This is a genomic window from Clostridium hydrogeniformans DSM 21757, assembly GCF_000686705.1.
GTDB lineage: Bacteria > Bacillota > Clostridia > Clostridiales > Clostridiaceae > Clostridium_Z > Clostridium_Z hydrogeniformans.
Map to the genome: position 1 here is coordinate 59,529 of NZ_JMLJ01000014.1, position 20,906 is coordinate 80,434.

General features: G+C 29.2%; 17 protein-coding genes, 1 riboswitch and 1 other annotated feature. All 17 genes read left to right on the forward strand.

Going from position 1 to position 20,906, the window contains the following annotated elements:
* The first annotated feature begins 145 nt into the window (after positions 1 to 145).
* Positions 146 to 2,152, forward strand: a complete 2,007-nt coding sequence (locus BR69_RS0109145; protein ID WP_242840676.1) for a methyl-accepting chemotaxis protein — start codon at positions 146 to 148, stop codon at positions 2,150 to 2,152.
* 273 nt (positions 2,153 to 2,425) lie between these two features.
* Positions 2,426 to 3,202 (forward strand): dimethylarginine dimethylaminohydrolase family protein, encoded by a 777-nt coding sequence (locus tag BR69_RS0109150; protein ID WP_051623554.1) that lies wholly within the window; start codon positions 2,426 to 2,428, stop codon positions 3,200 to 3,202.
* Positions 3,203 to 3,550: 348 nt separating this feature from the next.
* On the forward strand, positions 3,551 to 4,699 hold the full coding sequence (locus BR69_RS0109155; RefSeq protein ID WP_027632928.1) for a double-cubane-cluster-containing anaerobic reductase: 1,149 nt from the start codon (positions 3,551 to 3,553) through the stop codon (positions 4,697 to 4,699).
* Between the two features lie 303 nt (positions 4,700 to 5,002).
* Positions 5,003 to 6,061 carry an ABC transporter ATP-binding protein gene (locus tag BR69_RS0109160; protein WP_160169944.1) on the forward strand — a complete coding sequence of 353 codons (1,059 nt, stop codon included), beginning with the start codon at positions 5,003 to 5,005 and terminating at the stop codon, positions 6,059 to 6,061.
* The gene (locus tag BR69_RS0109165) at positions 6,042 to 6,923 is read left to right on the forward strand and encodes a carbohydrate ABC transporter permease (protein WP_027632930.1); all 882 of its coding nucleotides are present in this window, start codon (positions 6,042 to 6,044) and stop codon (positions 6,921 to 6,923) included. The genes BR69_RS0109160 and BR69_RS0109165 overlap by 20 nt, the downstream gene beginning before the upstream one ends.
* Positions 6,913 to 7,734 (forward strand): carbohydrate ABC transporter permease, encoded by an 822-nt coding sequence (locus BR69_RS0109170; RefSeq protein ID WP_150112257.1) that lies wholly within the window; start codon positions 6,913 to 6,915, stop codon positions 7,732 to 7,734. Before BR69_RS0109165 ends, BR69_RS0109170 begins: the two co-directional genes overlap by 11 nt.
* A gap of 49 nt (positions 7,735 to 7,783) precedes the next feature.
* Positions 7,784 to 9,118, forward strand: coding sequence for an ABC transporter substrate-binding protein (locus BR69_RS0109175; protein ID WP_027632932.1), 1,335 nt, complete (start codon positions 7,784 to 7,786; stop codon positions 9,116 to 9,118).
* 570 nt (positions 9,119 to 9,688) lie between these two features.
* Entirely contained in the window at positions 9,689 to 11,146 is a 1,458-nt protein-coding gene (locus BR69_RS0109180; RefSeq protein WP_027632933.1) for an amino acid permease, read from the forward strand.
* A 436-nt stretch (positions 11,147 to 11,582) separates the two neighbouring features.
* Positions 11,583 to 11,861, forward strand: a complete 279-nt coding sequence (locus BR69_RS0109185) for a DUF1653 domain-containing protein (protein ID WP_051623555.1) — start codon at positions 11,583 to 11,585, stop codon at positions 11,859 to 11,861.
* Between the two features lie 52 nt (positions 11,862 to 11,913).
* Positions 11,914 to 12,162 (forward strand) — a binding site (T-box leader).
* Positions 12,163 to 12,238: 76 nt separating this feature from the next.
* Positions 12,239 to 13,258 carry an aspartate--ammonia ligase gene (gene asnA, locus BR69_RS0109190; RefSeq protein WP_027632935.1) on the forward strand — a complete coding sequence of 340 codons (1,020 nt, stop codon included), beginning with the start codon at positions 12,239 to 12,241 and terminating at the stop codon, positions 13,256 to 13,258.
* 208 nt (positions 13,259 to 13,466) lie between these two features.
* Positions 13,467 to 13,877: a hypothetical protein gene (locus BR69_RS0109195; protein WP_027632936.1), complete on the forward strand. Its 411-nt coding sequence runs from the start codon at positions 13,467 to 13,469 to the stop codon at positions 13,875 to 13,877.
* A gap of 44 nt (positions 13,878 to 13,921) precedes the next feature.
* A riboswitch (SAM riboswitch) is annotated at positions 13,922 to 14,023 on the forward strand.
* A gap of 121 nt (positions 14,024 to 14,144) precedes the next feature.
* Complete coding sequence (locus BR69_RS21690) at positions 14,145 to 14,291, forward strand: hypothetical protein (RefSeq protein ID WP_207640763.1); 147 nt, start codon at positions 14,145 to 14,147, stop codon at positions 14,289 to 14,291.
* Positions 14,292 to 14,885: 594 nt separating this feature from the next.
* Positions 14,886 to 15,068 carry a hypothetical protein gene (locus BR69_RS21150; protein WP_027632937.1) on the forward strand — a complete coding sequence of 61 codons (183 nt, stop codon included), beginning with the start codon at positions 14,886 to 14,888 and terminating at the stop codon, positions 15,066 to 15,068.
* Positions 15,069 to 15,637: 569 nt separating this feature from the next.
* A complete protein-coding gene (locus BR69_RS0109215) occupies positions 15,638 to 17,191 on the forward strand; it encodes a hypothetical protein (protein WP_027632939.1) in 1,554 nt (517 codons plus the stop codon).
* A 46-nt stretch (positions 17,192 to 17,237) separates the two neighbouring features.
* Positions 17,238 to 18,962 carry a peptide ABC transporter substrate-binding protein gene (locus BR69_RS0109220; protein ID WP_027632940.1) on the forward strand — a complete coding sequence of 575 codons (1,725 nt, stop codon included), beginning with the start codon at positions 17,238 to 17,240 and terminating at the stop codon, positions 18,960 to 18,962.
* 54 nt (positions 18,963 to 19,016) lie between these two features.
* On the forward strand, positions 19,017 to 19,973 hold the full coding sequence (locus BR69_RS0109225) for an ABC transporter permease (RefSeq protein ID WP_027632941.1): 957 nt from the start codon (positions 19,017 to 19,019) through the stop codon (positions 19,971 to 19,973).
* 15 nt (positions 19,974 to 19,988) lie between these two features.
* Complete coding sequence (locus BR69_RS0109230) at positions 19,989 to 20,906, forward strand: ABC transporter permease (RefSeq protein ID WP_027632942.1); 918 nt, start codon at positions 19,989 to 19,991, stop codon at positions 20,904 to 20,906.

Genomic DNA, 20,906 nt, shown 5'->3' on the forward strand with positions numbered 1-20,906 from the left:
GTTTTATAAGTATAACCCTAAAGCTACTAAATAGCTATAAAAAATTTAGTAAGAATGACTTAGAATAAAGATCTATTTATTGTATCTATTTAAATAGACACAATAGCCTAGGGGATATAACCTATGGAAGAGGGGAATAAAAAAAATGAAAATGAAGAAAGAAAAAAGTATAAAAAAGGAAATCATATTACTTCTTGCCTTAACCTCTATAATTCCAATATTAATAGTTGCAGGGGTTAACTTCTATGTCCTTAATAATACCTTAAGAAATGATTTAGATATTATAAATCAAAATGGTTTAGGAATAGTTAAGGAAGCTTTGAGTTCAAATAATAAGAATAGTACTTCGGATATAAATTATATATCTATAGATGCTAATCTTTCAGGACTTATAGAGAATAAAAATAATGAGGCTATTTGGCTTGAGAAAAACTTAAATACATATATAAAAACCAACGATGATGTGCTATTTACTGCCATGGCAACTAGTTATGGAAATATTATTACAGCACCAAAGACTGAGTTTTCTAAGGATTTTGATCCTAGGACTAGGAAATGGTATGAGGAAGCAATGAAGAATGAAAATAAAGTAATTATATCAGAACCCTACAAAGATATAAGTACAGGTGAAATGGTCATAACCTATTCAAAAGCTGTAAAGAATGATAAGAATCAATTTATAGGGGTTATGGCTCTAGATAAAAAGCTTAATAGAATTTCAGAGGTTGTAAATAATATAAAGTTTGGAAATAACACTTTTGCAGTGGTTTTAAGTAAAGAGGGAAGTATTGTGGCTCATAAAGATAGTAGTCTAATTGGTAAAAATAAAAAGGATGAGCCATGGATAGAAGAAGTTTTAGATATTAAGGATAATGAGAATAAAGACATCAAAATTAAAGATGAGAATTACTTTGTGTACAAGGATTTTGATAAAGAAACAGGATTAATTATGGTAACTTTTATGCCTAAAAATGAAATTATTAAAGTAGTTTTAAAGGGTATGGATGTATCTATAATTATGTTTATACTAATTATAGTATGTGTAGCTGTATCCTCTAAGATATTCACAAAAAGGTTAACAAAGCCTATTAATGAAGTAGTAGGTATACTGAATAAAATTAAAAATGGTAATTTTAGAGAAAAGGCTCAGATAAAAGATTATTATAACAAAGAGATAAATGCTATTGTTAAGGCTGTAAATTCCTTAATAGATGATATGACAGACTTATTAAAAGGGGTTAAAGATGCAGCAGATAGGGTTAATAATGGAGCAGATGTATTATTTAATATAGTAAGTCAATCAAGTCAGGTTGGAGAAGAGGTAGCAAGGTCAATAGAACAAATATCTGAGGGGGCAACAACTCAAGCAACAGAGCTTGAATATAGTGTAGGAGTTGTAAATAACTTAGAAGAATTCATTGATAATTCTTTAAGAAGTGCTAAAACCATGGATAGTCTTTCGAGCGAAGTCAAAAACTCCTCTAAGGAAGGATTACTCTCTATAAAAGAGCTTAGTGAAAAATATGAAAATAATAAAAAAGCAAGTGAATATATATCCTCAAAGGTTGATATACTATCCAGTAAATCAGAGGAGATAGGTAAAATAGTAGATGTAATTAAATCCATAACTGAACAAACAAGCCTCTTAGCATTAAATGCTAGTATAGAAGCTGCAAGGGCTGGAGAAGCAGGAAGAGGATTTTCTGTAGTAGCTGATGAAGTTAGAAAATTGGCAGAGCAATCATCAGAATCAGCTAAAGAAATAAATACTGTCATTGAAGAGATAAAAGAAAGTATAGATGAACTATATAAGGAAACTAAAAATACAGAAATACTAAATAAAGAGACTAGTGAGAAATTAGAAATAACAAAGGTGAAATTTAAAATTATTGATGATAGTATTAAAAACTTAGAGGGGAATATTGAGGAGGTAACTCTTTCCCTAGATAAGATAAACAAGAGCAAAAATACAGTTGTTACAAAAATTTCAGAAGTAGCAGCGGTATCACAAGAAACTGCTGCTACTACAGAAGAAGTAAGTGCAGCATCAGAAGAACAGTCTTCTGGACTTCAGGAAATGACTGGGGAAGCTGAAATACTAAAGGAACACTCAAGTAATTTAAACATATTAGTTGAAAAGTTTGAAATATAAATTAAAACAAGAGGATAGAATTTTATTTTAAAATTCTATCCTCTTATATATTGTTTAAAAGCTTTTGGGTTTTTATATGTAAGCTAAATGAATAATCATATTTAATTCCTGTTTATTTAATGAGATATTTATAAAAGAATAAATATAGGCTCTTATTTTATAAGAGAAAATACATTTAGAAAAGAGGTAGTTAATGTTATTTGTAATTCAGTAATATAAATAAGGTTAACTACAGAAACTAATATTAAAACTTTATGGTTAGGAGGTATAAGGTTGAATAGTTATATAGTAAGTTATCCATATAATTTTCAAATTTTAGATGAGAAAAATCCTAATAAGGATAATATTGATTTTGAAAAGATGATCAATGAATATAATAATTTTATAAATATTTTAATAAACCAACAAGTTAACCTTAAATTTATAAATTTTTCAAAAAGCAAAAGTCAAGTTTTTACAAGGGATATAGGATTTTTTATAGGTGGGATACTCTTTGTAAGTAATTTAAAAGATGAAAATAGAAAGGATGAAATAAATCCTCTTTTAAAGTTTATAGAAGAACATAAAATACAATATTATACTATGAAAAATAACATTGAAGGAGGGGATGTTATTCTTTACGATAATTATATATTTATTGGATTAAGCGACAGAACCTCTAAGGAAGGAATAGAGGAGGTGCAGAAAGTTTTAATAGAAAAGAATATAGATATGAAAGTAATTCCTATAAATTTTAATAAGGAAAAACTACATTTAGATTGTGTATTTAATGTTTTAAGGGAGGGAGAAGGAGTAACATCAGATTACGTATATGATAATCATATATTAAATAGATATGTAAAAAAGCTTTATAAAATAGGAAAACCTTTAAGCGATAAACTAGCCACTAATTTTGTAAAGCTTAAAGATGGTACGATAGTAACTGGAGTTTTAGAAATGGCAGAGTTTTTAGAAGGCAAGGGTTATAGAACTATATATTGTCCTTATGAGGAAATTGAAAAGGCAGGAGGAAGTTTGGGGTGCAGCACTCTTCCAATAGGAGAGATATAAATATTTACAAAAAATAGAAGAGTTATTCATAGAGGAAAACCTATAGGGATTAGAGTTTAATGTAAGGATTATAAATACCATGCTATATGAAAAGTGAATTTATATATAGTGAAGTTTCTAGATAAGTTCATTTTTCATATAGGGATTTAAGAATAAATTTTAACCTATTCATTAAATATTTATTGATTTATATTGATTCCTCAAGAGGTATAAATTAAATTTTCAACTTAAAACCTTATACTGATCTATAGAAAAGCTAAAACCTATAGATTAATTCAATATTACTTGAGGTTTAAGAAGGGAAAGAATATTATATAATGGATTTTTACATAGACTTAGGGGGTTAATATGAAAAGTTATAAGGAAATTATAGAAGAATTTAGTGAGGCAAGAAGAAATGGGTTTGTAGAGGTAAAGGAATTAAAAGATCAAGGGAAAAAGGTTATAGGAGTTTATTGTGGATTCGCTCCTTGGGAAATATTGGCATCTAATGATGTTGTAGTTGCATGGCTTTGTGGTATGAGTGAGGAGCCAATACCAGCAGCAGAAAAAGATCTTCCGAGAAATTCATGTCCTTTATTAAAGTCTAGTTATGGATTTGCTATTACAGAGAGTTGTCCTTATTATTATTTTTCTGACATGCTTATTGGGGAAACTACCTGTGATGGTAAAAAAAAGATGTATGAATATCTGGGACAGATGAAACCTATGTATATTATGAGTCTTCCTCAAAATTTAAGAAGAGAAAGCAGCTTTGATTATTATAAAGATGAACTTTATCTTCTTAAGGAAGCGGTAGAAAAGGTTTTAGATATTGAAATAAGCGAGGAAGATATAAGAAAAAATATAATAATAAGAAATAATGAAAGAAAGGCTCTTAGGGAATTTTATGAGCTTGGAAAACTTTTTCCACCGCCTATATGGGGATTTTCTATGAGAAAAGTATTAGAAGCTACCAAATATATAGCAGATAAAGAAAATGAAATAAAAAATATAAAACTTCTTACAGAAAGTATAAAAGAAAATTATAAACTTTATGGAAGTGAGGTTCCATCTGAAGCTAAAAGAATTTTAATTACAGGGTCACCTCTTGGAGAAGCTACAGAAAAAATTATTAAAATAATAGAGGAAAATGGAGGAGTGGTGGTTTGTTATGAAAACTGTAGCTCTACAAAGAGTATAGATGATTTAGTTGATGAAAAGAAAAATGCCTTTGATGCTCTAGCGGAGAGATACTTAAAAACAGCTTGTGCTTGTATGAGCCCTAATGATAATAGGCTAAATATGATAAATCATTATATAAGTAAATATAAAATAGATGGGGTAATGGATATGGTACTGTATTCTTGCCATACCTACAATTGTGAGACCTATAGGGTGAAAAATATATGTAATAAGAACAATACTCCATATATGAGTATAGAAACGGATTATTCCTCTAAGGATATAGGACAATTAACAACTAGGATAAGTGCATTTATTGAGATGCTAGATTAATATGTCACTAATTCTAGGACATTTTTAAAAATAAGTGTAATTACTACATTTAAAATATCTTTAATTTATCTTGTTTTAGGCAGAGGTATAAGTTATAAAGACCATCGTTTAAAAACTATGGTCTTTATAACCAATTACATTATTTAAAGATAGAGCACATTAAATTTAAAATTAGAAATTAAATTTTAAGGGGACACTATTTGTAAAATTTATAGATAGGGGAAGTATTATAGGAATAAACAATTTGTAAATAATAATTGGAAAATGTTACAATATAGAAGAATCTAGGGAACGGTGATGAATATGAAGATAGAATTAAAAAATGTAACAAAGAAATATAAAGAATTAAAAGCTTTAGAGAGTATAAGTATAAGGTTTAATGAAGGGGAGTTTACATCAATATTAGGACCAAGTGGATGTGGAAAAAGTACTCTTTTATTTGTTATTTCTGGACTTATAAATATAGACAATGGAAAGGTTTACTTTAATGATAGGGATATAAGCCTAGTTGAAACAGAGAAAAGAAATATAGGAATGGTATTTCAAAATTATTCCCTATATCCCCATATGACAGTTAAAGAAAACTTGCTCTTTCCATTAAAGATGAAAAAAACATCAAAGGAATATAATATGGAAAGGGTTAACTATGTTTTAAACCTTTTAAAAATAGAAAACCTTATAGATAGAAGACCTAATGAGCTATCAGGAGGACAACAACAAAGGGTAGCTATTGCAAGGGCTTTGGTTAAGGAACCAGATATTCTATTGATGGACGAGCCTTTTAGTAATTTAGATGCTAAGTTAAGGCTTGAAATGCGGGAAGAAATTAGAAGGGTTCAGTATGAAACAGGAATAACCACCTTATTTGTTACCCATGACCAAGAGGAAGCTTTAACTTTGTCTCATAATATAGTTCTTATGGATAAGGGTGAGGTAATACAAATATCTACTCCAAAGGAGTTATATGAAAGACCTTTAAACATCTTTGCAGCAGAGTTTATAGGTTCTCCTCCAATTAACATAATAGACGGAAAGATAGAAAACAATAAGTTTATAGCTGAGAATTTTTCTATAAATCTTAAGAAAGACTTTAAAAATATAGAAAATATTAAATTAGCCATAAGGCCTGAAAATATAGAAATTAGCAAGGTGGGTTTAGAATTTACAATAGTAGACTTAAAACTTTTAGGTAAGGATATATGGATTAAAATAGAAAGGGAAAAATTAATATTGAATATTATAGCCAGCAAGAACAAGAACTGTGAAAAAGATAGTGTGATAAGGGTTACATTTAAAGAAATTTTACTATATAAGGATAACCAGCTTTTAAAGGGAGAGAAATATGAAGTGGAAGAGAATTAAGCCTTATGGATATTTATTACCTAGCTTTTTAATAATAAGCTTATTCCAGGTGTATCCTTTAATAAAGGTATTTACTATGGCCTTTTATACAAAATTTAATTATATAAAAGATGAAGTTTATGAAGTAGGCTTTGATAATTTTAAGACTGTGCTTACAGATGAAGGGTTTTATAAAGCAATTTATAATACATTTAAATTCGTTCTTATGTCAGTACCGCTTTCAATTATCATATCCCTCTTAATAGCAGTGCTTTTAAACAAAAAAATAAGGTTTAAAAAGCTATTTACAAGTATATATTTTATACCCTTTGTCACATCTACAGTGGCAATGGCTACAATATGGAAATGGATATTTCACAGTGAGTTTGGTCTTTTAAATTTACTTCTTAATAAAATAGGACTTCATGGAAATGAGTTTTTAACGGATAGTAATTGGACCATGCCTATGTTGGTACTGATAAGTCTATGGAAGGGGTTAGGATACAAAATAATTATCTTTTTAGCAGGGCTTCAAAATATTGATGAAAAATATTATTTAGCAGCTAAAATAGATGGGGCTAGTAAGAGAAAGAGTTTTTTTCATATAACTCTTCCACTTCTAATGCCATCTATTTTCTTTGTTTCTATAACTACTACCATAGGGTGTTTTAAGATATTTGATGAAATTTTTATATTATACAACAAAGGAGCAGGTCCTTTAGATAGTGGGCTTACCATAGTTTACTATGTTTTTGATAAGTTTTATATGAGATGGCAGTTTGCTACTGCTTCTGCAGCAGCCTTTATACTATTTATAATAATAGCTGTATTTACTTATCTTCAATTTAAAGTTATTAGGAGATTTAAGTATTATGAAGAATAAGAGAGAGAAATTAATTATATATGTAATTTTAATATTAGGAGGAGTGTTTATAGTAACTCCATTTTTATGGATGACATTATCTGCCTTAAATACTCCAGAAGAAATAGTATCTTATCCTAAAAAAATTATACCTAAAACTGTAACCTTAAATAACTTTAAAGAAGTTTTTTCTCTTAATAACTTTAAAAATTATTTTATAAACAGTGTTTTAGTTACTTTTTTTATAACATTAGGAGAGGTTATAACCACTGTAATGGCAGCATTTGCTTTTGCAAGGCTTGAGTTTAAGGGAAAGAATATATTGTTTTATATGCTTATAGGTACCATGATGGTTCCAAGTGAAATATTAATAATACCAAACTTTGTTTTTCTAAGTAATATTCAATGGATAAATTCTTATAAAGCCTTAATCATTCCTTGGTGTACAAGCGTCTTTTCCATATTTCTTTTAAGACAGCATTTTTTAAAGGTACCTAAAGAGCTTTATTATGCAGCAAAGATAGATGGATGCAATGATTTTAAGTTTCTTATAAGAATATTAATACCTATTGTTAGACCAGCTATAGTTACGGTACTTATAATGAAGGCTATAAATAGCTGGAATGCATTTATGTGGCCTATGGTTATGACAAATTCAGAATCTATGAGGACATTACCAACAGCTTTAGCTAAATTTTCTTCAGAGGTTGGTTCTGATTACCACCTTATAATGGCAATGGCTTCTTTAATAATAATACCAATAATAATTTTATATTTATTATTACAGAAATATATAATAAGTGGAGTCGGGGGAAGTGGTGTAAAGGGGTAAATAATTCATAAAGTATTAGTAAAAATTAAGGAATATAGGGGGAAGAAACATGAAAAGAAGACTTTTATCTTTAATTCTTGCATCTACTATGGTGTTATCCTTAGGTGCATGTACTAGTAAAAAGCAAGGGGAGGATAAAAAAAACTCACAGGAATCCATTGCGGTTAAAATTGATAGTCCAGTAAAAATTGAGTTTTGGCATTCTATGAAGGGGGAGAGTGGAGAAGCTCTTGAAAAAATAACAAAGGATTTTGAAAATGATAACCCTAATATAAAGGTTAATCTAGTTAATCAAGGAGGATATAGAGATCTTTTTGATAAACTTATGGGAGCTGCAAAATCTAAGACTTTACCAACTATGACCCAGATATATTGTAATAGACTATCTTGGTATATAGAAAAAGAATTAGTTGAGGATATGACTCCTTATATAGATAATAAGGAAGTAGGTCTTAATAAAGAAAGTGTAGAAGATATTCCAAAAGTGTTTTTAGAAGATGGGGCATGGGGAGATAAGCAATATGCCTTCCCATTTAATAAAAGTGAAATGGTTCTTTATTATAATGAAGATATGTTAAAAGCAAAAGGTGTAGAAGTTCCAAAGACTTGGGATGAATTAAAAGAGGCTTCTAAAAAGCTTACAGAGGATAAAAATAAGGATGGAAAACCAGAAACCTATGGATTGGTTTTTGAAAATAATATATCTACAGATATAGGAATATGGGTTAAGCAAGCAGGAGAAGAAGTTATAAGTGAGAAAGAAGACAAAATAAACTTTAATACTAAGGAAACTAAGGAGACAGTAGAATTTATAAATTCTATGATACAGGATGGCTCCGCAAGATTAGCTGGAGAAGATAAAAATGCTAATATACCTTTTGGGCAAGAAAGAGCAGCTATGTGTATAGCATCTACATCTGCTATACCATATATAAAAAGTAGTGGAATAAAAAGCAAGTGGTTTTCAGCACCTCTACCAGTGTATAAGGAAGATGTTCAGCTTTACTATGGTACAAACGTTGCAGTATTTAATGGAGGCACTAAGGAAGAAAAATTAGCAGCTTGGTTATATATAAAGTATTTAACATCTACAGAAAATACAGCTTATTTTTCAGAGAAAACAGGATATATGCCTGTAAGAAAATCATCATGGGAGCTTGATTCCTACAAAAAGTTCTTAAAAGAAAATCCAGTAAAAGAAGTTCCTTTAAAAACCATAGATAAAGGTTATACTGGGGCAAGAACCATAGGTTCAATACCAGCTCTTGATGAATTAGGAAAGGAATTAAATCAGGTTTTTGCAAATAAAAAATCTGTAGATGAAGCTTTAAAAACTGCTCAGGAAAAGGGAGAGAAGGCAATGAAAGAGGCAAGAAATAACTAGTTACAATATTTTATAGGTTTAAATAAAAGATATATATGATTCATAAAAATAATAAGATATTTTTATGCTATATAATAATTAAATTGTAAAAATATATATAATTTAATAATAAAAAAGAAGAATACTTAAAGTGTTCTTCTTTTTTTATTTTAATTTCTTATATCTTAAGAAAAATAAAAAGCAGGATTCTAAGTTTACTGTACTTTTACATTGCTTTATTTAAAACGTATTTTAGAATAACCTAAATAATTAACTTTAAAAACTACTAAAATAAATTGTGTAAAATTATATTGCTTAGAATTTTAAATGCTTTTAAGTAATATTGGCAATGATATATATAAATACGTTTTCATTTTGATAAATAAGTATTATAATAAATATTTTTTTTTGAAAAAAGTAAGCCTCTATTGAGATGGATTAAAAATAATGATAAAATTACTATGTAAAGATGAAAAAATGTAGAAAAATAAAGAAAAATAATTATTTTATCTTTAACAAATTATAATGTTTACTTATTACTAAAGTAAAACATACTTAAGGGTATGGAATTGCAAATGAGGAGGATTATTTATGAGTGAACTAAACTCAAAAAAGCTTAGGTGGAATGACCTTGCTTTAATGGCCTTTGTTGCTGTTTGGGGATTTGGTAATGTAGTTAATAACTACGCAAACCAAGGGCTTACAGTTGTGGTATCATGGGTACTTATATTAAGTTTATACTTTGTTCCTTATGCTTTAATGGTAGGAGAACTTGGATCTACCTTTAAGGAAGGAAAAGCAGGGGTTAGTACCTGGATAAAGGAAACTAGCGGAGCTAAACTTGCTTATCTTGCGGGATGGACATACTGGGTAGTGCATATACCATATTTAGCACAAAAACCTCAATCAGTTTTAGTTGCTTTAGGATGGAGTGTATATCAAGATGGAAGCTTTATAAAGCAATTTAATCCTATAGTATTACAATCTATAACTTTATTGGTATTTCTATTTTTCCTATGGGTAGCTTCTAAAGGAGTTAACTCTTTAAAGAAAATAGGAAGTATAGCAGGTACATCTATATTTATAATGTCACTACTATATATTGCATTAGTTGTTGCAGCTCCTACTATGGTTGGAGTAAAGCCAGCTACTTCAAGTTTTGCATTTAAAAGTTTTATTCCAGATTTTAATTTTGCATATTTTACAACCATATCAATGCTTGTATTTGCAGTAGGGGGATGTGAAAAGATATCACCTTATGTTAATAACATGAAAAAGCCATCAAAAGAGTTTCCAAAGGGAATGATAGCTCTTGCTATAATGGTAGCAATATGTGCTCTTTTAGGATCTTTTGCTATGGGAATAATGTTTGATTCTAATGCTATACCAAATGACTTAAAGATGAATGGTCAGTACTATGCATTTAAAATGCTTGGAGAGTACTATGGAGTAGGTAATCTTTTATTAATACTTTATGCTTTAGCTAATATGACTGCTCAAATATCTGCTTTAGTATTTTCAATAGATGCCCCATTAAAGGTTCTTTTAGCAGATGGAGATAGAAGATATATTCCAGATGCATTAACTAAGACTAACAAACATGGAGCACCTATAAATGGATATATAATGACTACTGTATTAGTTAGTATCTTAATAATGGTTCCGGCCTTTGGAATAGGGGATATGAACTCATTATTTAACTGGTTACTTGACTTAAACTCAGTGGTTATGCCTATGAGATACCTATGGGTATTCTTTGCCTATATGGTTTTAAGAGGTAAAATGGATGGAAAGTTTCCTTCAGAATATAAGTTTATTAAAAATTCGAAGGTAGCTTATGGCGTTGGATTATGGTGTTTCTTATTTACAGCTTTTGCTTGTATAATGGGAATGTTTCCAAAGGGTGTGGAGGCATACACTTCACAATGGTATTTCCAAATATCACTTAATCTATTAACTCCATTTGTTCTTATTGGATTAGGACTTATACTACCAATATTAGCTAAGAAAAATAAAATTAATGATAATGAAAATAAAACTGCATCTTAGGATGCAGTTTTTTTATGTGTTTTTACACTTATCTAAATTGTATTTAATAAATATAGTTTTATAATATTTATATTTGAGATTTATTTATATGATAATTTAAATTGTTATATTCTTAGATTGGTATATTCTTAGGTGGCTAAGAATATTTAAGTCTTTAGATTAAAAGTATAAAAGAATTAAGGATAATTGTAAAATATGATCTATATTGGATGCAATAAATAAATTTAATCCAATATAGATCATATTTTATTATTAATGGCTTCTTAGGTTAATATATAAGTAATATATTTTCTTTTAATATTATAGACTTTAGTATAATCATTAAATTTAGCATATAATGATATTAATACATAAAAAAATAAGAATATAAAAATTTGCAAATAATATGGTTATAAAATAAAATATATTTAACCAAATACTTATTAAGGAGATTATTATGAGAAATATAAAAGAAAATGAATACTATAAACACTTTAAAGGCAATTGGTATTATGTTTATGAAAAGGCAACTCATAGTGAAACAGGGGAAGAGTTAGTAGTTTATAGACCAATGTATGGACATAGTAAGTTATTTGTTAGACCTTTAGAAATGTTCTTAGAGGTAGTTGATAAGGATAAATATCCAAATTCAATCTATGAATATAGATTTACTAGTAGAGATGAACTTGGGCTTACAATAGAAGAGGTTAAAAAAGAAATTGGTGAAAATAATTAGTAAAAGGTTGACTTATGAAAAAATATAATATATTATATCTTTAATGAAATTTTTAAAAGCGTTGAAGGGAAGAGTAGTTATAAGGAAGTAGTTAAAGCGAGCCCATAATGGTGGAAGATGGGTACGAAACCTATAATGAAAAACATCCTAGAGCTTCTAATCGAAAGGATATATTCTTAGTAGACTTAGACGGAGCCAAACCGTTATTTATTGGACAGTATCGAGAAATCTGTACTGATTAAAGATGAGCTTTTTTAAGCTAACATAGGTGGTACCGCGGAAGTAACCCTTCGTCCTATATTTTTATAGGATGAAGGTTTTTTTATTTATAGCTATAAATACAGAAATAAGATTTTAACTAAAATGGAGGAATATATATGATAGGACAAGAAAAAGTTATATTACCTGAAGGATATAAGTCTTCTTTAAATCTTAAGGAAACAGAAATTGCTATTAAGAAATTAAAGGATTATTTTGAGAAAGAACTTTCAAAAAAACTTAATTTAACTAGGGTATCAGCACCATTATTTGTAGAAAAAGAAACAGGGCTTAATGATAATTTAAATGGAATAGAAAGACCAGTCCATTTTTCAATAAAAGAAGAAGAGAATATGGAAATAGAAATAGTTCAATCCTTAGCAAAGTGGAAAAGATTAGCTTTATTTAGATATGGATTTAAAAGAGGAGAAGGATTATATACAGATATGAATGCCATAAGACGAGATGAAGACTTAGACAACCTTCATTCAATTTATGTAGATCAATGGGATTGGGAACTTATAATAGATAAAAAAGAAAGAAATGAAGAAACTCTAAAATCTGTAGTAAGAAATATTTATGAAGTTTTTAAGAAGACAGAAGCTTATATAAGTGAGGAATATAGAAGTTTAAATATAGATCTGCCTGATAACATCCATATTATAACTTCTCAAGAGCTTGAGGATTTATATCCAAACCTTACCTCTAAGGAAAGAGAAAATGCTATATGCAGGGAAAAAGGTGCAGTATTTATAATGAAAATAGGGGAAGTTTTAAAATCGGGGGAAAAGCATGATGGAAGATCACCGGATTATGATGATTGGAATCTAAATGGAGATATATTATTTTACTACCCACTTCTTCAAAGGGCAGTAGAACTTTCTTCTATGGGGATAAGAGTTGATAAGAAGGCTTTAGAGCATCAATTGAAAGTAAGTGGACATGAAAATAGAAAAAACCTTGAATTTCATAAAATGCTTCTAGAAGAAAAACTACCATATACTATAGGTGGAGGAATTGGTCAATCTAGAATATGTATGTTCTTTTTAAATAAGGCTCATGTAGGAGAGGTGCAGGCGTCTATATGGGACACAGAAACTATTAAGATTTGTAGTGATAATTTTATAGAGTTATTATAAAAAAAAGCAGGTATATTCTTAAGTAAAAGTATATACTTGCTTTTTATAAGAAATACTAAAATTTCTATAGGAGAATTTTTTTAGGGAGATATAAATAGAAACCTAAAAGAGTTACAAGTAAATGAAAATCATTAAGAAGAATTTTTATCTAAGCTAAATATACATATAAGGTAAAAGTAATTAATATAATATAACAAAAGGTGAGTTTATGATTAGAATAAAGCTACAGAATGATAATAAAAAAAATATATTATTTAGAATAAAGATAAGTGATAAAGAGAGAGAAAATATTATAATAAAAAGAGCTCTTTTTGAAGGGAAAGAAGTAAAAGGAAACTATAATTATATTCTTCCCTTAAAGTTTTTCTTTCCTATATTTAAAAATTTACCTAAGGACAAGGTTATTATAGATAAGAAATCTATAAACGAATACCTTGAATTTTCTGATGAATATGATGAAATGTACTATTATTCAATGAAAGCTGATGCTAAATATATGAAAAAATGGAGAGAATGTAATTGTCCTAATATATATAAAATAAGTATTGATTATGATAAAAATGAAATAAATAAGGAGATTGCTTTTCAAAAGTTCAATATTAGTGTTGACAATATATGAATATAATAATATAATTACTATTAAATAATGAAGTTTACAATTTAATCTTATCAAGAGTGGTAGAGGGACTGGCCCTATGAAACCCGGCAACCAAGGCTAAGAGCTTAAGGTGCTAAATCCAGCAGGTATAACCTGGAAGATGAGATGTTTAAGAAGAAAGTGAAAACTCTTACCTTATCTTTAGGTAGGAGTTTTTTTATTTATAAACATAATGAGGAAGAGTTTTGAAGAAGAGCAAAGGCAGTTTTAAAGGAGTAATTCCTTTAATTGTTTTTTATAATATTCTTTTTACTTATAATATTTTTTATTCTTTTAAGTTACATATCCAGGCTTTATAGCACTAAGGTAGAAGCACAAAAACTTTATGATAAGCTTAGGGTTTCAGATAAAAAGCTTATAGAAGTAAATAAGTAACTTAAAGGATATTTTACAATCTAATAGAATAGTGACTTAAGTCATTTGTATAGTGACTTTAGTCTATATATATATCCCTAGAAATATTTTATTATGATATTAAAATATTGATTCTGTTAAGCTGATATGAAAAAATAGCTTTATTTTTAATAGAATTACTGGTTCTTTGAAAATCATATAAGTTTGTTTATTTTTTTGTATAGCAAATAAGCTTGCAATAGAGGTAAGTTTTGCAGGTTAATAAAAGATATTAGATTTGATATGAATCGTTAATCCGCTGAAAACCAGGAGTTTTTATTGAAGCTATTGCTAACAAAACCGGTTATTTTAAGGTTGTAATTATACCGGTTCTTATTACATAAATAACATCAATAACATTTATTTTAATTAATCCTTTAAATATATCATATACTTTAGTAGGAGCTGGAGGAGTAATAGTTAAAATACTACCTTACTTCTTTATTTTAATAGGAGCTTTAAGTGGGATAAATGTAATAGTTCTTTTGACATTAAGTATATCTATATGTGGACTTATTAGTATGATATTTAGATATATATAATACTATTTAAAGCTTATATAAGGGTGTTATGGGAATGGGAGAAATTATAATAATATCTCTTATTATTGGTGGAATTGTGGAGATGGTAAAGTATCATGGAGGGATAGATTTTATTCTTAATATAATAAAATCTAAAGTTAAGAATAAAAGAGGGACAGAATTTGGAATTGGAATCCTAGTTTCTTTAGTAGATATATGTACAGCCAATAATACTTAGCCATAATCACAGTAGGGACCATAGCGAAAGATATATTTAGTAAATTTCATTTAGGTTCTAAGAGAGTAGAAGGAATATTAGATATGTTTGCCTGTGTATTTCAAGGGATAATCCCTTATGGAGCTCAATTGCTTTCTGTATATGCTCTTTCTAAGATATCTCCCTTGGAAATAATGAAGTATTTATATTATCCATATATAATGTGGATATTTGTAGTTCTATACATTTATACAGAACCTTATTTGAATTTCTATAGAAAAAAGTATAAAAAGTAAATAAAATCATATAAATTCTACTTACTTTTGTAGAAATCGTAAAATAATAGGGTGTATTTTGTTAATAATTTTGTAATAAATACAAAATATATAATTTTTCTTGAAAGCTTTAGAAATAGGGTATATAATCTAATAAAATTGAAACATGACAAAACAAAACATACAATTAATTATTAATATGGAATATTGAGAAAATTCAAAAAACATTCTTGAGTTATGAACTAATCAGTGATATAATTTATCTAAAAATTAACAAATGGTATGAAAAATAAAATAATTGGGGGATTAGCATAAATGAAGAAGTATGGTTTATTGGGGCTTTTAACTATACTTGTATTAAGTATATTGTTAGTTTATAAGGATAAAAAGGACTACCTTACAACTCCGCCATCAGAAACTTGGGGCAAGGAAGTTTATCTATCAAAAGGAAAAATAAAAGAAAATGTAAAGATTATAAGATTTAAAGAAAACTATGTAGTAGCTCATAATGATGGGGATAATATTAAGGTTATTTTAACAGATAAAAGTGGAAAAGCACTTAAGGAAAATTATTTGAATATTAATGAATTTATGAATTATACAAGTCTTACAACTAATGAAAAAGATATAACTCTTTCTTTCGTAAAAACAGATCATGGAGAAAACACCTTAGTCGATATAACATTGAATGACAACCTAGAAGAAGTGGAAAGAAATCTCACAAAGGGAGTAAATTCAATTCAAACCGTTGACAATAGCATATTAATTTTATCCTATAAAGACAAAATAGAAATTAGAAATAAAAAGAATTCTAAGGTTTTAACTGAAAAAGTAAAAAATGAAATAATAACAGGACATAAGGAGAAAGATGGAAGCTATGTAGTCTGTTATGGACAAGATGGAAAGTATTATTCTTTTAAGGTTTTAGAAGAAACAATAATAGATAGAAAAGAAATAGGAGCTATTAGCTTTGGACGAGATGGTGCCTTGATTTCTATAGCCAGTAATAGTGATGAAAACTATCTATATCTGATTATTGAAAATTCCTTTAGGGGAGGCTATGGAACAGTATCATTAATATCCTATGATAAGAGTAAAAGTACTTCAGAAGTGAAGGAACTTGAAGTACCAGGACATGAATTTTTATATAATCCTATTTCTATAGAAAATAGTGGTGATAAGGCAGAGTTTATCATAGGGACAGAAAGACCAGGAATGGATACATCAAAACCACAGTATGATTTTATAAATATAACTTTAAATGGTTCTGAAATATTAGATTATAAATTCGTAACAAGAACTATAAAGGCTTCTGAGAAGCCAGGAGTTGTAGGAGATACCATGGTTTTTGGTGATGTTGAAGATGAAGACTATAACATATATATGACATCTAGAGAAGAAGAATTTAAGAATTTAAATAATAAAAATAGACCTGAGGAATTAAATGAAGCTTTAAAATATGGAATGGCAGCTATTATAAGAACTTTTGTTTGGGTTCCTATAACTAGTGCTTATTGGTTAATTCCCTCATTAATTCCAGTAGGTATCCTTAGTTTTTTCCTTATGGATGGAAAAAATGAAAAAAAGAGAAAATTATTATTTTTATTTTCTTATTTAATATTGATTATTCTAAAACTTAAGAAATCCTATGATGTTGCTTTTGGGGTATTTAATTACAAAATACCAAAGGTTATAAATAATCCATTAATACTTCTAGGAGTATTATTAACAATATCACTTATATGTATGTATATATCATATAAGGAATATGAAAAAGATACTGAGAGAATAGCTATAGGAATTTTTATACTTTATGCTATTTTAGATACAGTGTTAAGTGTACTAGTGTATTTCCCTTATATCCTTTAAGGGTTTATATAAATGCAAACTAATAAATATTAAGGAGGTATAAGTTATGAAGTCAAGAAAGTGGCTTGGGGCGCTGCTTGCAGGTGCCATGATATTAACTTCTACAGTTGGACTAGTTGGCTGTGGAAAGGATTCTTCAGACAATAGTAGTTCAGGGAATGAAGCTAGTGAAAAGGATAAGGAACAATTATTAAAATTAATACTTGTAGAACCAGAAACCTTAGACCCTAATAAGTGTCAAGATTCTAGTTCAGGTACTGTTTTAGGTGCTACTCAGGAGGGCCTAGCAAGGGTTAAGATTGAGAATGGAGAAGAAAAAATAGTTCCAGCAGGGGCTGAAAGTTGGACAAAATCTAAGGATGAATTAGTTTGGACTTTTAAAATTAGAGATTATAAGTGGAGTGATGGTAAACCAGTTACTGCTCAGAACTATGTAGATTCTTTCTTAAGATTATTAAAGAAAGATAATGCTTTTGGATATGCATATCTTGCATATGAGGTAAAGGGAGCTAAGGACTATAACCTTGGAAAAGGAAAACCAGAGGATGTTGGAGTTAAGGCAAAGGATGATAAAACCTTTGAGGTAACCCTAGAAAAACCAACACCATATTTTGAAAAAAAATTAGCCTTTTATTCTTTTTACCCTGTAAGACTTGATGTTATAGAAAAGGGTGGAGAAAACTGGGATACAGATATAAGTAAACAGGTTTATTGTGGACCTTATAAAATAAAAGAGTGGACAAGAAATAATAGTTTAACTTTTGAAAAGAATCCGGAATATTGGGATGCTAATAATGTATATATAGAAAAGGTAGAGATGAGAGATATTGCAGAATTCTCAACTCAAGCACAGTTATTTGAAGGAAAAGACCTTGATGTTACTGGAGGTAGTCAGGAGTTTATTGAAAAATGGACTAAGGAAGCTGAAAAGGGAAGCTTTGCTGCAATTAAAAAGGATGATCCTACTACTTGGTATTTAGGATTTAACCAAAAAACTGGTGGACCAAGTGGACTTATGAAAAATGAGAAAATAAGGAAGGCTTTAGCGTTGTCATTTAATAGGGAGGAATATGTTAATACATTATATGGAAGATTTAAACCTGCCTATGGATATATTCCTTATTCATTACACAGTGGAGATAAGGAATATAGAAAAGAGGTTCAAGAACCGTTAAAAGCCGATTATGATAAATATAAAGGAAATAAGGAAGAACTTCAGAAACTATTTAAAGAAGGATTAAAAGAGCTTGGAAAAGATGTAGATGACTTAAAGAAAATAGAATTGAGTTATATAACTACAGGACAGTCATCAGGAGAGAGGCAAAAACAAGAGTGGTGGAAGCAAGAAATAGAAAAGAATCTTGGAATAACTCTTAAGGTAGAAGTTCTTGGGGATGCAAAATTATATAATCAAGCTAAAAAAGACTTTAAATTTGACATTATTCAGTCAGGTTGGGGAGCAGACTTTGATGATCCTATTAGCTTCCTTGATATGTGGGATTCTAAGAGTGGAAATAACTATGTTGCTTTCAACAATGCTAAATATGATGAAATTCTTAAGAAATTAGATGGAGAAGGAGATATAGCTAAGAGAGCAGAGCTTTATAAAGAGCTTGAAACTATTTTAGTTAAAGAAGAGGCAGGTATAGCTCCTATATTCTATAAAGATAGAAGAAGCTTTATACACAATTATGTAAAAGACTTCCAAATGCCTTTGTTTGGGACAACCTATGAGTGGAGATGGGCTTATATATCAGGCAGAAATAAGTAAAAAAATATAGTACATAGGCTTTTTAGCCTATGTACTTAAAAAAGGAGGATTTTTATGGTACGTTATACCATTAGAAGATTTGTGGAAATGATACTTACGTTGTTTATAATAGCTACAGCTACTTTCTTTTTACTTGCGGCTGTCCCAGGAGATCCACTTACAGAGAAAGTAGAGAAGTTACCTCCAAATATAAAGGAGGCAATGTACAAAAAGTATGGTTATGATAAACCTGTATTTGAAAGATATTTAAAAACTATGCAGGGAATTGTAAAAGGAGATTTTGGTGAATCTATTCTTTATCCAGGACAAACTGTTTCATCTATAGTTAAAGAAAAGTTACCAGCTTCTGCAAGACTTGGAATTCAACAATTAGTTTTAGGAGTATCTGTAGGACTTTTACTAGGAATTATAGCAGCTATGAAAAGGGGAACTTGGGCTGATTATACCATTGTTACCATAGCTATACTATTTGTTTCAATACCTTCCTTTGTGTTTGCCCTTACTCTTCAAAAGGTGTTTGCAGGTAATTTGAACTGGTTCCCTGTAATAGGATGGCCAAAGGGGAAAGATCTATGGTTTGGAGGATGGAAATACACAGTACTTCCTACCCTTGCAGGATGTTTTGGATATATAGCAGGATATTCAAGACTTTTAAAAACTTCTATGCTAGATGTAATAAATCAAGACTATGTATTAACAGCGAAATCTAAGGGACTATCTAAATTTAAGGTAGTATCTAGACATATTTTAAGAAATTCATTTATTCCTATAATTACCAATTTACCTTTATCAGTGGCTATGTGTATAACAGGTTCATTCTTCATAGAGAGGGTTTTCTCTATACCAGGATTAGGACTTTATTATATAGGGGCGGTTAACGGACGTGATTTACCTATAATAATGGGAGAAACATTGATATTAACAGCTATTTATATAGTATGTATATTTATAACAGATATATTATATACAGTAGTTGATCCAAGAATTAGGCTTTCAGGTGGTAAAAAATAAGGAGGAGGTTAGTTTATGACTGAATTAAATAAGGAAAAGTTTGAAATTATAGGCTGTGAAAATTCAAATGCTGATATCATAACACGACCTACCATAACTTATTGGCAGGATGCCTGGAGAAGACTTAAGAAAAATCCCGTTGCCATGTTTTCTTTAGGATTGTTAATATTTTTAACTATAATGGTTGTAGTAGGACCTTATATAAATGGTAAAGGATTCTCGGAGGTTGATGCAGCAAACAAAAATTTATCTCCATCTAGTAAGTATTGGTTTGGAACAGATATTTTAGGACGTGACCTATTTTCAAGAATATGGTATGGGGGACGTGTTTCCATAGCCATAGGTTTAGTTGCTACATTTATACAAGTTACTCTTGGATGTCTTTACGGTGGTGTAATGGCATACTTTGGTGGCTGGGTAGATGAAATAATGATGAGAATTATTGAGGTTGTAACAAGTATTCCAGGACTACTTTTAACTATACTTATGATGGTAGTTTTAGGAAATAGTATGGGCACATTAATTATAGCTTTAACCATAACTGCTTGGTGCGGTACTGCAAGAATGATAAGAGGACAACTTATGCAGCTTAGGGAAAGTGAATATGTTCTTGCAGCTCAGGCTCTTGGAGCATCTCCAGGAAGAGTTATAATAAAACACTTAATTCCAAATACCATAGGGGTGTTAATCCTTAATATAGCAACTAGTATACCAGGATATATATTTGGAGAGGCTTCTCTTAGTTTCTTAGGACTTGGACTTCAACCACCAAACACAAGTTGGGGAGTTTTAATATCTTATGGACAACAGGCAATGGAGTTTTATCCGTACCAACTAATTTTCCCAGCATTAGCTCTTTGTTTAACAGTTTTAGCATTTAACTTACTTGGAGATGGATTAAGGGATGCTCTTGATCCAAGGCTTCGTCAATAG